This is a genomic window from Vibrio litoralis DSM 17657, assembly GCF_000426765.1.
Lineage (GTDB): Bacteria > Pseudomonadota > Gammaproteobacteria > Enterobacterales > Vibrionaceae > Vibrio > Vibrio litoralis.
In genome coordinates this window covers 547,453-560,930 of record NZ_KE384567.1, presented here as the reverse complement: position 1 = coordinate 560,930, position 13,478 = coordinate 547,453, and the positions used below count along the sequence as shown (strand labels likewise).

Here is a 13,478-nt window from a genome sequence, read left to right as displayed (position 1 = left end):
TTCTGGGTAATTCACAATAGGTATCACTATGGAAACCGAGATAGAACTTAAGTTTTTTGTTTCACCTGATTTCACAGATATTTTAAAGAAAAAAATTGCCGAGACCAAAGTCCTACAGCATAGTAGAAAAGAGCTTGGCAATATTTATTTTGATACCGCCGATTCTTGGTTACGCGACCATGATATTGGTTTGCGGATTCGTCAAAGCGATGGCGTGTATGTTCAGACGGTTAAAACGTCTGGTAGAGTCGTAGCGGGCCTGCATCAACGTCCCGAATACAATGCTGAGCATACCAGTAATGAACCGAATCTTTTACTTCACCCAGATGATATTTGGCCAGCAGGCCGAGAAGTATCTGTCTTACAACAGCAAATTGTCCCGCTCTTCGCCACCAACTTTGAGCGTGAGCAATGGTTATTGAGCATGCCGGATGGAAGTCAAATAGAAGTGGCTTTCGATCAAGGTGTCGTGGTTGCAGGCGACAAACAGTCACCTATTTGTGAAGTAGAGTTAGAACTGAAATCAGGGCAAACCGAATCCTTGTTTACTTTAGCGCGCATTTTGTCTGATCAAGGTGGCATGCGTTTAGGTAATTTAAGTAAAGCGGCTCGCGGTTATCGTTTAGCGCAAAACCACGAGTCCGATCCGGTGCTAGATTTTTCTTTAATTGAAACGGACCCAAAATTCAGCGTAGAAGAGTGTTTTGTTCAATCGCTAGAACATGGCTTGTCGCACTGGCATTACCATGAACAAATCTACTGTGAGCAAAAAACGGTAGAAGCGTTAGAGCAAATAGATTATGCGATTCACTTTATTCGTCAGTTGTTTACGGTTTATGGCGGGATCATTCCTCGCCGTGCTAGTGCGTTATTGCGCCAAGAGTTCAAATGGTTAGAAGAAGAGTTATCTTGGTTGAAAACCTCGCAGTATTTAGAGGATTTAACCGAAGATAAAGGCTATACCTTGCGTAAGCTTGATTGCCAAAAGCAACTGGTTGCGGTACTGAATGAACAAAAAGAAGCTCTACCTAGTTCAGATTTGATTTTAAAGTTATTTGAGTCTGCACGTTATACCGCAGTATTGCTGGATTTAAGTCGTTGGATTTTATCGAAAGGTTGGCAACCATTTTTAGACGACAAAGCGCGTGAAAAAATGGCACAAGACGTTAAACCTTTTGCGATGAAGCAGTTAGATCGCAGCTGGGCAGAGCTAATTGAAGCTTTTCCAGTTGAGCGTGAGTTGTCGCGCCAAGATTATATCGATCAGCAATCTCGCTTGAAACGTAACTTGCTTACTGGGTTGGCGTTCGCTTACTTGTTCGATTTAGAGTTGCGTACTCAATTTCGTTTGCCTTGGGTAGACTTGTTGGAAGGGATTGATGATTTATTGACTCTAGAGCCATTACAACAGTTATTACCTGATCTTGAAGAATCGGATAAAGAACAGTTAGAGCGCTGGATAAGACGTCAAGAAATGTCGATTCTACATGCCATGGAGCAAACGCGTGCTCGTTGTATTGAAGCTGCTCCATATTGGCATCGAAATAATTAATCGGCGCAATTCATGATTGATTCAATCCAATAACGAACAAAGGGATCGAAAGATCCCTTTGTTATTTCTGCTAGTTGAATATTTGAAGTCAATGAAGCTAGCTCTTTCGATTCTAACTATCTCGATTCTTCTGCTGTAACTGTTGCTCTAAGCGTTCTATTTTATCGAGCATGATTTGTTGCTGAGATAGCAATTGTTGTAGTGCATTATTATCTTCTGCTTCGGTTTTTACCGGCGAAGTTAAAATTGATGTGATCAAACCAGAAATCATACCGAATATCCCCACACCACAGATAATCATTGCCGTAGCGAGTACTTTGCCACCAACGGTGACAGGATAGTGATCACCATAACCTACTGTAGATATAGTGACTAAACTCCACCACAAGGCATCTCCGGCAGTATGGATATTGCTATCGATCGCATCACGTTCAAACATCAACATAAAAATAGAGCCGCTGCAGACTAAAATGATCAATAAAGTGAAGATAGTTGCTAAGGTTGCTTCTTTACGGTTCTGTTTGACTTGCTTGATAAAAGAGTTGCTATAGCGGAATAGGGACAGCATTCTGATAATATGCCAGATTCGAGCAAGTCGAAGGATTTCAATGGTAGGAATGCTGGCGACGATATCTAGCCAATGGGATTCCAAATAGTCTAATTTGTGTGCAGAGCGGCAGCAATCAATCGTCAGTTGCAGTAAAAAGAGAATACAAATGGCGGTATCTATGCCTAATAAGGTATGGCGGGTTTCTTGATCGACTGGAAACAGGAGCAAATAAATGACAATGCCGACTGAGATAAACGAAAGCAATAATGACATTAAGCTCATTGGTTTAAAATCGGAGCCGTTATGCACCTTAGCCATGGTGTTTCCTTATTAATTGATTTCTAACGTAGAATATACCTAAGTGACTAGGGTATAAAGTATCCGCACTTTATCATGCACAAGATAAACGACCAATATAATGGCCTATTAATGAAACAAGGAGTTTCTATGAGTTTGCCTGCTGCGCTACAAGCCCTTTCTGATTCTGCATTCACTACATTGCTTGAGCGTCATTCAAATAGCTTACAAGATTGGTCACAAGACGAAAAGCAGCAGCTCGAAACTGTTTTAGGTCTAAGCGACTTTATTACTGAATCTCTGATGAGTGATGAGACGTTACTCGAACAGTTGCCTCAACTCCTTAAAGTAAATAAACGTGCTGAGAATTATCGTCAGGAGTTGCAGCAACGGTTATCGCAATGTGGCAATGAAATCGACTTTTTGCATCAACTGCGGCTATTCCGTCGTCAAGAAATGTTGATCATTGCTTGGCGTGATTTTTTGCAACAATGGCCTCTAGAAACGAGCTTGCAGCATTTGTCGATGTTGGCGGAGGCGATGATTGTTGAAGCATATCAATGGCAATACAAAGTATGCTGTGAAGAGTGGGGAACGCCGTGCAACGCGCAAGGAGAAGCCCAACCTATGCTGATTATTGGTATGGGTAAACTCGGTGGTGCTGAGCTGAACTTTTCTTCGGATATTGATTTAATTTTTACCTACCCAGAAAATGGCGAAACTCAAGGTAAGCGTCGCAGCTTAGATAATGCCCAGTTCTTTACTCGCCTAGGTCAACGTGTGATCAAAGCGCTCGATCAGACTACCTTTGATGGCTTTTGTTATCGAGTTGACATGCGGTTACGCCCATTTGGCGAAAGTGGCCCATTGGTGATGAGTTATGCCGCACTAGAAGATTATTACCAAGAACAAGGTCGTGACTGGGAACGTTATGCGATGGTGAAGGCTCGCGTGATGGGCTGTGAAATGTATCCTCAATATCAAGAGCTGCGTCAGATGCTTAGGCCGTTTGTGTTCCGCCGTTATATTGATTTTAGTGCGATCCAATCTTTGCGCCGCATGAAGTCGATGATCAGTGCTGAAGTGCGTCGCCGCGGTTTGAGCAATAACATTAAGCTTGGCGCAGGCGGTATCCGTGAAATTGAATTTATCGTGCAGGTTTTTCAATTAATTCGTGGTGGGCGAGAGCCGAGTTTGCAAGGGCGAGGCTTATTGGAAACCTTAACCGCGATTGATGAGCTTGGTCTGCTTGAGTCACATGAAGTGCAAACCTTGCGTGAATCTTATCTATTTCTACGTCGCCTGGAAAACTTATTGCAAGCGATTGGTGATAAGCAAACTCAAACCTTGCCTGATGATGAGCTTGATCAGCAGCGTTTAGCCTTTGCTATGTCGATGCCTGATTGGTCTTCACTAATTCAAACCACCTTCCAACATATGCAGAATGTTCATCAAGTTTTTGTTGATTTAATCGGTGAGGAAGAGGAGTCCGAAGATTCGGTTGCACCGCATTTTATTGAAATGTGGGATATGGCCAGTGAAGCGGATGTATTAGAAACTATTTTGCAGCAAGATGTTGGATCGGAACATGCGGTGGCTTTAGCTGAAGTGATCGTTCGTTTTAAGCAAGATCTTGCCAAAAAGACGCTGGGTCCACGCGGACGTGAAGTGCTTGTTCGCTTAATGCCTAAAGTCTTCGAGATGGTTTTTGCGCATAAAGATGCCCAGTTTGGTTTGGCGAGAGTATTACATCTACTGAATCGAATCGTGACTCGAACGACATATTTAGAATTGTTAGAAGAGCATCCCGGAGCGTTAAAGCAGCTAGTCCGCCTATGTACTGCAAGCCCGATGGTTTCTGAAAAGCTAGGTCGCTATCCGATTTTACTAGATGAGTTAATCGATCCTCAGCAATTGTATAACCCTATTGAGTTACATCAGTATCGCTCTGAGTTACGTGATTTTCTAGCGCGCATTCCAGAAGATGATATGGAGCAGCAAATGGAAGCGCTGCGCCAATTTAAGCAGATTTGTATTTTGCGTATTGCGGCTGCCGATATTGCAGGGGTACTTCCTGTGATGAAAGTAAGCGATCACTTAACGTATCTGGCAGAAGCGATAGTGGATGCCGTGGTACAACAAGCGTGGCTGCAACTCACTGAAAAATACGGTGAGCCGAGTCATTTAGCCGATAGAGAAGGCCGCGGCTTTGCGGTGGTCGGTTATGGCAAAGTGGGCGGTTGGGAGCTAGGGTATAACTCAGATCTTGATGTAGTGTTTTTGCATGATTGCCCAACCAACGTTTATACCACAGGGCAAAAAGAAATTGATGGTCGCCAATTTTACCTAAGGCTAGCGCAGCGAATTGTGCATATTTTTTCTGTGAGAACGCCATCGGGTATTTTATATGAAATGGATACTCGCCTAAGGCCTTCTGGTACATCTGGTTTACTGGCTTGTGCAACAGAAACCTTTGAAGAATATCAATTGCAACAAGCCTGGACTTGGGAGCATCAAGCATTAGTACGAGCTAGGATTATTTACGGCGATGCTCAACTAGTGGAAAGCTTCAGTCACATTCGACATAACGTACTTACTAAAGAGCGAGATGGTGAAAAACTCCGCCAAGAAGTTAGCGATATGCGAGAGAAAATGCGTGAGCACTTAAGCGCCAAGAAGCCGGGCCGTTTTATGCTTAAACAAGATAAAGGAGGTATTACCGATATTGAGTTTTTAGTGCAATATTTGGTGTTGCAATATAGCCACACTCATTCGCCTTTAACCCAATGGTCGGATAATGTGCGTATTTTGGAAAAGGCTGCCGAACAAGGACTAATGACAGTTCAAGATTCTGAGCAATTAATAGCGGCCTATACTTGCCTGCGTAATGAAACGCATCATAGAAACTTGCTAAACTTAGATGTCGATGTTGATGACTCTCGTTTTACTGAGCAAAGAGATTGTGTTATTGCACAATGGCAGCACTGGTTTGTTCAACACAGTGACTAAATACAAGCTCAGTTGCTGAATTCTACATCTTGAGTTACTTGGCTATATAAGCCTGTGATATTATCGGCTTAACAACGTTAATTTTAGCTTAATGAAAATGATGTATTCGTTAAGCATGCGGAGAACAGTATGAAACCTATTTTGCCTGATTACGCTCAATCTGGTGTATTGATCATTGGTGATGTAATGCTAGACCGTTACTGGTATGGCCCAACAGGTCGTATTTCGCCTGAAGCACCAGTACCGGTAGTTAAAATTGAAAATAATGAAGAAAGACCGGGCGGTGCAGCAAACGTTGCAATGAATATCGCGGCATTAGGTGGCAATGCAAAATTAGTCGGTTTAACCGGTCAAGATGAACCCGCTCAAGTATTAAATCAAAAGTTATCGTCACTCAATGTCACTTGTGATTTTGTTACCGTGCCGAATCTACCGACGATTACTAAGCTACGAGTGATGAGCCGTGGCCAGCAATTGATTCGTTTAGATTTTGAAGACAGCTTTGAAGATGTTGACTCTAAACCAATGCTAGAGCGTATGGCGCAATACCTCCCTCAAGTGAAATCATTGATTCTATCTGATTATGGCAAAGGCGCATTAGACGATGTGCAAACCATGATTCAGCAAGCCAAAGCGGCCAATGTTCCAGTGTTTATTGATCCGAAAGGTACCGACTTTGAACGCTACCGTGGCGCAACCTTACTTACTCCAAATTTATCAGAATTTGAACTGGTCGTAGGTAAAACCAAGAACGAACGAGAACTAGTAGAAAAAGGCTTAGCTCTGATTGAAAAGTTCGATTTCGAAGCGTTATTGGTGACACGTAGTGAGCATGGCATGACACTATTACGCCGTGGTGAAGAACCATTCCACCTACCAACTCAAGCGCAAGAAGTGTTTGATGTGACGGGTGCTGGTGATACTGTTATTTCAGTATTAGCCGCTTCGGTTGCCGCGGGTAAAGATTTAAAAGAAGCTTGTGCATTAGCGAATGCGGCAGCAGGTGTTGTGGTTGGTAAATTGGGTACTTCAACGCTATCAACCATTGAATTAGCTGAAGCGATCCATGGTAGTAAAGATACCGATTATGGCGTGATCAGTGAGTCTGCTTTAATTGAAGCGGTCAAACGTGCGCGTGCGCGTGGTGAAAAAGTGGTGATGACCAATGGCTGCTTTGATATTTTGCATGCAGGGCATGTGTCTTATTTAAATAATGCCGCAGAGCTTGGCGATAAGCTCATCGTGGCGGTTAACACAGATGCGTCAGTAAAACGTCTCAAAGGTCCAGGTCGCCCGGTGAATCCAACTGATCGCCGCATGGCAGTGTTAGCGGGTCTTGGCGCAGTAGACTGGGTGGTACCATTTAGCGAAGATACGCCACAGCGATTAATCTCAGAAGTACTACCAAGTATTCTTGTTAAAGGCGGCGATTATAAGCCAGAAGAGATTGCTGGTGGTGAAGAGGTGATCGCTGCGGGTGGAGAAGTAAAAGTATTAAACTTTGAAGATGGTTGTTCCACTTCAGAAATCATCAATGCAATTAAAGGTGGTAAAGGTTAATTCTTTCTGCTTTGAATTATACCAATCAAATTAATTAACTAACCTAAAGAGATACAAAAACGCCACTTCAATTGAAGTGGCGTTTTATTTTAAGCGAGAATCAAAAGCTCTGATTGTTGTCAGATCAGAGATTATGATGGACGTTTAAGACCTGCATTGATATCGAGAATATCTTGCTCGCTCAATGTACCAACCGCTTGTTTTAGTTGAAGCACACTTAGTACGTAGCTGTAACGTGCATCAGAAAGCTGACGGTTAGCATCGTATAAACGACGTGTTGCATCTAATACGTCAACGATAGTACGAGTACCTACTTCATAACCAGCTTCCGTTGCTTCTAATGCCGATTTAGCAGAAATCACAGACTGCTCGTAAGCACGGATTGAACCAATCGAAGCGTTAATGTTGTTGTAGTAAGCACGAACATTTTTCACTACGTTACGGTAAGTCGCTTCAAGTTGCTGACTTGCTGATACGTATTGGTATTGAGCGGTTTTCACGTCAGCGTTAGTTGTGCCACCTTGGTATAGAGGAACGACTAAATTAATACCAACATTGTAATCATTACTCGTATAGTTTCCTTGATACGAATGGTCATCATGGGCGTCAATATCTGAATATTGATAACCGCCATCGAGTGTTAGCGATGGAGAATAGCCTGATTGAGCTAAAGAAATATTGCTCTTGGCAATATCTTGAGCAATACGAGCGGTTAATAAATCTAAGTTTTTCTGCTGCGCTTCATCAACCAATGCATTTTGGTTAGTTTGCGGTACATTGGCTGCAAAACGTTTGGTATCTAGTTCGCTTAGATCTTTATGATCTTGGCCAGTGATTTCACGTAGCGCCTCATAGCTGTTAGTCACATCATTTTTTGCCAAAATTTCATCGGCTAATACGCTATCGTATTGCGCTTGTGCATCGTGTACATCGGTGATTGCTGATAGACCTACTTCAAAACGTTGTTTCGTCTGCTCAAGTTGACGACCTACCGCTTTTTTCTCTGCTTGGATAAAGGTTAGGTTATCTTGCGCTTGCAATACGTCAAAGTAAGCTTGAGAAACCCGCAAAATCATTGCCTGTTGCTCTGCGGCGTAGGCTGAATCTTGTTGGCGAGCATTTTGCTCAGCAATATCTAAATTTACCCAGCTGTCGCGACGATAGAGTTCTTGAGAGAAGTCCACGCCTGCTGTGAAAGTATTTCTTTCGTTTTGAGACTGAGAGCTAATTGCTGGGCCTGAAACAGAATGCGAGCCCCTGTGGTTATTAATATTACGATTGATATTGTAACCCGCGGTCAAATTAATTTGAGGTAAAAGGTCACCGCGGCTTGACTCGATCGCTTCAAAGGAGGCGTCACGGTCTGCTTTTGAACGTAATAATTGAGGATCGTTTTCTTTTGCTTGATTATAAATCTCTGCCAGATCATCAGCGTGTGCAAGGTGAGCGCCACCTAGAGTAAGGCCAATGATAAGTGGAAGCAGTTTTTTCATGGTTCTTTTCCCGCTTATAAAAATTAATAGACAACATGGCTTAGATTGTAACCTAAGTAGCTAGAATGTTATGCAAACTTTTACACTATTTTACCATTTGCTATCCGGATGGATAATAAAATAAGTAAAAACTAAAAAAAATTCAATGTTTATCAAATAAATTTATAACAACGCTTGTTGATTGATTATTATCGTGATTAGATCCCTGATCCGATAAAAAGGAGTTTCACTATGAACTTTAAACCATTTAAGTCGCTTTTTCAGCCTAGTGACGTTCAAATTGCGAGTAAAGAAACCGTATTTAATGGCTTTTTTAAAGTAGTGAAATACACCTTTAAGCATCGTTTATTTGCTGGTGGCTGGAGTCAGCCGGTTATTCGTGAAATGTTTGAGCGAGGTCATGCCGCCGCTTTACTGGCTTATGATGCTACCCGTGACCAAGTGGTATTAATCGAGCAAATTCGAGTTGGTGCACTAGAGCACTCATCACCTTGGCAATTAGAAATTATCGCTGGTATTAATGATAAGGATGAGCCTCTCGATCAAGTGGTTCGACGTGAGGCCAAAGAAGAAGCTGGCATTGACATTGGCGAAGTACAACATATTAGCCACTATTATCCTTCATCTGGCGGCTGTTCTGAAACCTTAGATGTGTTTATTGGCCAAGTCGATGCCAGTTCAGCTTCTGGTGTTCACGGGGTTGATGATGAGGATGAAGATATTCAAGTGCATGTAATGAGTCGTCAGCAAGCGTATCAGCTGGTCGAATCTGGTGTAATTGAAAATGGTGCCACTATCATAGCTCTACTATGGTTAGAGTTAAATAATCAAAAGATCAAACAGCGTTGGGCTGAGTAAAGACACCTATAGTCGATGAACCATCTCAGTGTTTTGATGACTAAAAATATTCTAGAAAAAGGTTTCTAAGGTTATTAATGCAAAAAACGTATCATGTTGATCTGGCGGGTTTAATGCGAGTGTATGAAACCAATTATGCCAAAATGAATTCTTTACTGCCGTTTGATCCTACGGTAGGAGATACGCGTTCGTATCAAGTCTCGCAAATGGCTTATCAATTAGAAGTTAAAGAGATTACGCGTTACACGACTTTAGTGGATGTTTTTCAATGTGATGCCCGTCCAGTATTTCCACTGCCACGCATGCAAGTGCGCTTATATCATGATGCTCGGGTTGCGGAAGTGTGTGCTAGTGAGCAGATTTCGCGGGTAGAAGCGCGTTATGATTATCCTAATAAAAAAATGATGCAAAAGGACGAAAAGTTCCAAGTAAACCAATTTCTTGGTGAGTGGTTAAGCTTTTGTTTAAGGCACGGAATTAGCCGCGCCCCGATTTATTAATGTCAATCCCAACTTATTAATTTCAACCATAGCATATTTGAGTTAGCAGCCTTGAAAAAAGATTCTCCCACTATGATTGAACCAGAGCGTGAAGATATAACCTTGGTTCAGATTACCGATACCCACCTTTTTGCGGATGACAAAGGGGAGTTGCTTGGTGTGAACACCTTAAGTAGCTTTTCTGCGGTGGTTGCTGATATTAAAAAACAAGCACTCGCTTATGATGCTTTGATTATGACTGGGGATGTATCGCAAGATCACACCGATGAATCTTATGCCAATTTTGAACAAGGCATCGCCCCTTTGAATAAGCCTTGTTATTGGTTACCGGGCAATCACGATTACCAACCAAGCATGCAAAGTGTTTATCCTTCTACCCAAATTCAACAAGATACCCATCTGTTGGTTGGCCAGTATTGGCAAGTCATTTTATTGGATAGCCAAGCAGAAGGTAGTCCACATGGCTTTTTGACTGAGCAACAACTGCAGTATTTATCGGGTTGCCTATCTGCGTACCCTGACCGTTTTAGCCTAGTGTTATTACACCATCACCCATTATTGGTGGGTAGTCAGTGGCTTGATCAGCATTGCTTACATAACAGCGATGCATTCTGGAAAGCGCTAGAGCCGTTTAATAATGTGAAAGCGGTATTATGTGGTCATGTTCACCAAGACTTCCATCAAGTTCATCAAGGTGTTGAGGTGCTGACGAGCCCATCGACTTGCATTCAGTTTAAGCCTCAATCGAATGATTTTGCCCTTGATAAGGTAGCTCCAGGTTGGCGTTCTTTGATTTTGAAAGCCAACGGTCAGCTTGAGACCCAAGTGTATCGATTGGAGGGAGAGGAGTTCTTACCAAACTTTGAGGCTCAAGGTTATTAAATCACACGATAATGGATAAATCAGGCTTGGCACGATGGCTTCAGAATACCAATTAGGTGTAGAATTGAACCTCAACAAAAACTGAGGAGAATATCGTGTCCAAACCTTCAATGTTGCTGTATTTACATGGCTTTAATAGCTCTCCCGGTTCCCATAAAGCCAATGTTATTCGTCAATACTGTCAGCAACATCGCCCTGATATTAAGCTCGAGATCCCACAACTTCCTCATTTTCCTAAGCGTGCAGCAGATTATGTAGATGCCTTTGTGAGCAACCACCACCGGGATTATAATATTGGTCTGATGGGGAGTTCACTCGGCGGTTATTTAGCAACTTGGTTAAATGATAAATATAGTTGTCGAGCGGTGGTGATCAATCCCGCGGTTCGTCCTTATGAGTTATTGGTTAACTTCCTTGGTCAACAAACCAATCCTTATACTCAGCAGCACTACGTATTAGAACAGAAACATATTTTAGAGCTTAAAGCACTTGAAGTGGCAAGCCTTAGAACGCCTCAAGATTTCTGGTTATTACAGCAAGAAGGCGATGAAGTGCTCGATTATCGTCAAGCGGTAGATAAATATCAGCATAGTCGCTCAACTGTTGAAGTCGGTGGCAATCATAGTTTCGTGAATTTTGAACGTTACCCACAACAAATTATTGAGTTTTTGCAACTGTAGTGTGTTTACCGTTATCGTGTGAAACTCGTATCTTGAGGTTGTTTGGGGATAGCTATAGAATCCTTTCTTTCTTTGTGTCTAAATTTGGCTTTGTGGCTTAACTTGACATTGTATATGGGGATACAGAGTATATTTCTAATTAATACCATGTGACATCATTTGTATGCCAAAATGGCTACCATCTTTTTTGAGAATATCTTTTTATTATGACTGAACAATATAATGCTGGTGCGATTGAGGTCCTAAATGGGCTCGAGCCGGTTCGCCGTCGCCCAGGGATGTACACCGATACCGTACGTCCAAACCATCTGGCGCAAGAAGTTATAGATAACAGTGTCGATGAAGCCTTAGCCGGTCATGCCTCTAAAGTGCAAGTGACCCTTTATGCTGACCAATCGGTTGAAGTGACAGATGATGGTCGAGGTATGCCAGTCGATATTCACCCTGAAGAAAAAATCTCAGGGGTGGAGCTGATTTTCTGTAAACTGCATGCTGGTGGTAAGTTCTCAAATAAAAACTACCAATTCTCTGGCGGTTTGCACGGGGTAGGTATCTCAGTTGTGAATGCCTTATCTACACGTGTCGAAGTGACGATTAGACGTGATGCTCAAGTGTATGAAATTGCATTTGAAAATGGTAATAAAGTCTCTGAACTTGAAGTCACCGGTACTTGTGGTCGTCGTAATACTGGAACCAGTGTTCATTTCTGGCCAGATGCTTCTTATTTTGATTCTGGCAACTTCTCCGTTAGTCGATTAATCAATAACTTACGCGCTAAAGCGGTATTGTGCCCTGGCCTTGAAATTGAGTTTATCGATAAAGTGAACGATAAAACTCATAAATGGCTTTATGAAGATGGCTTGAAAGATTACCTAGTTGAAGGTGTGAAAGGCTTCCCAGTGTTGCCTGAAGAACCTTTTACTGGTGAGTTTATCGCGCAAACTGAAGCGGCTAATTGGGCGATTATTTGGTTGCCAGAAGGTGGCGATTTAATTACCGAAAGTTACGTTAACTTGATCCCCACCGCTCAAGGTGGTACTCACGTTAATGGTTTACGTCAAGGCTTACTGGATGCAATGCGTGAGTTCTGTGAATTCCGTAATTTGCTGCCACGCGGCGTGAAACTAACCGGTGATGATATTTTTGATCGTTGTGCTTATGTCCTGTCGATTAAGATGCAAGATCCACAATTTGCTGGTCAAACTAAAGAGCGCTTGTCTTCTCGTCAATCGGCGGCGTTTGTTTCTGGCGTGGTCAAAGATGCCTTTAGTTTATGGCTTAATGAAAAACCACAGATAGCAGAGTTACTTGCAGAGTCTTGCATTGCCAATGCGCACCGTCGTATGCGTGCTAGTAAAAAAGTGGTGCGTAAAAAAGTCGCTTCTGGTCCAGCGCTACCGGGGAAATTGACCGATTGTTCAGTACAAGACTTAAACCGTACCGAGCTTTTCTTAGTGGAAGGGGACTCGGCGGGCGGTTCAGCCAAGCAAGCTCGTGATCGTGAATTTCAAGCGATTATGCCACTGCGTGGTAAGATCTTAAATACTTGGGAAGTGTCTTCAGACCAAGTTCTTGCCTCTGATGAAGTTCACAATATTTCGGTTGCACTAGGCATTGACCCGGATACTGATAATCTTGATGGTTTACGCTACGGTAAAATTTGTATTCTTGCCGATGCGGACTCCGATGGTTTGCATATCGCGACACTACTTTGTGCGCTATTTATGCGTCATTTTGAATCTTTGGTTCGTGCTGGCCATGTGTATGTTGCCATGCCGCCTTTGTTCCGTATCGACTGTGGTAAAGAAGTCTTTTATGCCCTAGATGAAGCAGAAAAAGATGGCATTTTAGAGCGATTAAGCAATAAGAAAGCCAAAATTAACGTACAGCGATTTAAAGGTTTGGGTGAGATGAACCCATTACAACTTCGTGAAACGACCATGGATCCGAATACTCGTCGCTTAGTGCAATTAACCGTTGATGATAATGAGCAAACCATAGAAATGATGGATATGCTACTCGGTAAAAAGCGTGCGGAAGACCGTCGTAATTGGCTACAAGCCTATGGTGATCAAGCAGACGTAGAGCTATAAGCCC

Annotated in this window: 10 protein-coding genes; 8 read left to right on the top strand and 2 right to left on the bottom strand. The window is 42.5% G+C overall.

What is annotated here, in order from left to right; translation table 11 throughout:
- Positions 1–28 precede the first annotated feature (28 nt).
- On the top strand, positions 29–1,552 hold the full coding sequence (locus K358_RS0116220; protein WP_027697802.1) for a CYTH and CHAD domain-containing protein: 1,524 nt from the start codon (positions 29–31) through the stop codon (positions 1,550–1,552).
- A gap of 112 nt (positions 1,553–1,664) precedes the next feature.
- Here K358_RS0116220 and K358_RS0116215 read toward each other — a convergent pair whose 3' ends face one another.
- A complete protein-coding gene (locus K358_RS0116215) occupies positions 1,665–2,420 on the bottom strand; it encodes an ion transporter (protein ID WP_027697801.1) in 756 nt (251 codons plus the stop codon).
- Positions 2,421–2,549: 129 nt separating this feature from the next.
- Here K358_RS0116215 and glnE point away from each other — a divergent pair, with 129 nt between their 5' ends.
- The gene (gene glnE / locus K358_RS0116210; RefSeq protein WP_027697800.1) at positions 2,550–5,408 is read left to right on the top strand and encodes a bifunctional [glutamate--ammonia ligase]-adenylyl-L-tyrosine phosphorylase/[glutamate--ammonia-ligase] adenylyltransferase; all 2,859 of its coding nucleotides are present in this window, start codon (positions 2,550–2,552) and stop codon (positions 5,406–5,408) included.
- A 129-nt stretch (positions 5,409–5,537) separates the two neighbouring features.
- Complete coding sequence (gene hldE / locus K358_RS0116205) at positions 5,538–6,968, top strand: bifunctional D-glycero-beta-D-manno-heptose-7-phosphate kinase/D-glycero-beta-D-manno-heptose 1-phosphate adenylyltransferase HldE (protein WP_027697799.1); 1,431 nt, start codon at positions 5,538–5,540, stop codon at positions 6,966–6,968.
- Positions 6,969–7,099: 131 nt separating this feature from the next.
- Here the strand turns inward: hldE and tolC are convergent, their stop codons facing one another.
- Positions 7,100–8,461, bottom strand: a complete 1,362-nt coding sequence (gene tolC / locus K358_RS0116200) for an outer membrane channel protein TolC (RefSeq protein ID WP_027697798.1) — start codon at positions 8,459–8,461, stop codon at positions 7,100–7,102.
- Between the two features lie 231 nt (positions 8,462–8,692).
- On the opposite strand from tolC, the gene nudF reads away from it, so the two are divergent.
- From nudF to parE, 5 genes are all read left to right on the top strand, one after another.
- On the top strand, positions 8,693–9,319 hold the full coding sequence (gene nudF / locus K358_RS0116195) for an ADP-ribose diphosphatase (protein WP_027697797.1): 627 nt from the start codon (positions 8,693–8,695) through the stop codon (positions 9,317–9,319).
- A 77-nt stretch (positions 9,320–9,396) separates the two neighbouring features.
- Positions 9,397–9,819 carry a DUF1249 family protein gene (locus K358_RS0116190; RefSeq protein ID WP_027697796.1) on the top strand — a complete coding sequence of 141 codons (423 nt, stop codon included), beginning with the start codon at positions 9,397–9,399 and terminating at the stop codon, positions 9,817–9,819.
- A gap of 72 nt (positions 9,820–9,891) precedes the next feature.
- The gene (gene cpdA, locus K358_RS0116185; protein WP_027697795.1) at positions 9,892–10,701 is read left to right on the top strand and encodes a 3',5'-cyclic-AMP phosphodiesterase; all 810 of its coding nucleotides are present in this window, start codon (positions 9,892–9,894) and stop codon (positions 10,699–10,701) included.
- Positions 10,702–10,811: 110 nt separating this feature from the next.
- The gene (gene yqiA / locus K358_RS0116180; RefSeq protein ID WP_226981007.1) at positions 10,812–11,381 is read left to right on the top strand and encodes an esterase YqiA; all 570 of its coding nucleotides are present in this window, start codon (positions 10,812–10,814) and stop codon (positions 11,379–11,381) included.
- Between the two features lie 206 nt (positions 11,382–11,587).
- Positions 11,588–13,474, top strand: a complete 1,887-nt coding sequence (gene parE, locus K358_RS0116175) for a DNA topoisomerase IV subunit B (RefSeq protein WP_027697793.1) — start codon at positions 11,588–11,590, stop codon at positions 13,472–13,474.
- Positions 13,475–13,478: the final 4 nt, after the last annotated feature.

Excerpts from the sequence above, each read along its gene's own strand:
- K358_RS0116220 (WP_027697802.1), top strand. The coding sequence starts at position 29 with ATGGAAACCGAGATAGAACTTAAGTTTTTTGTTTCACCTGATTTCACA.
- K358_RS0116215 (WP_027697801.1), bottom strand. The coding sequence starts at position 2,420 with ATGGCTAAGGTGCATAACGGCTCCGATTTTAAACCAATGAGCTTAATG.
- glnE (WP_027697800.1), top strand. The coding sequence starts at position 2,550 with ATGAGTTTGCCTGCTGCGCTACAAGCCCTTTCTGATTCTGCATTCACT.
- hldE (WP_027697799.1), top strand. The coding sequence starts at position 5,538 with ATGAAACCTATTTTGCCTGATTACGCTCAATCTGGTGTATTGATCATT.
- tolC (WP_027697798.1), bottom strand. The coding sequence starts at position 8,461 with ATGAAAAAACTGCTTCCACTTATCATTGGCCTTACTCTAGGTGGCGCT.
- nudF (WP_027697797.1), top strand. The coding sequence starts at position 8,693 with ATGAACTTTAAACCATTTAAGTCGCTTTTTCAGCCTAGTGACGTTCAA.
- K358_RS0116190 (WP_027697796.1), top strand. The coding sequence starts at position 9,397 with ATGCAAAAAACGTATCATGTTGATCTGGCGGGTTTAATGCGAGTGTAT.
- cpdA (WP_027697795.1), top strand. The coding sequence starts at position 9,892 with ATGATTGAACCAGAGCGTGAAGATATAACCTTGGTTCAGATTACCGAT.
- yqiA (WP_226981007.1), top strand. The coding sequence starts at position 10,812 with ATGTTGCTGTATTTACATGGCTTTAATAGCTCTCCCGGTTCCCATAAA.
- parE (WP_027697793.1), top strand. The coding sequence starts at position 11,588 with ATGACTGAACAATATAATGCTGGTGCGATTGAGGTCCTAAATGGGCTC.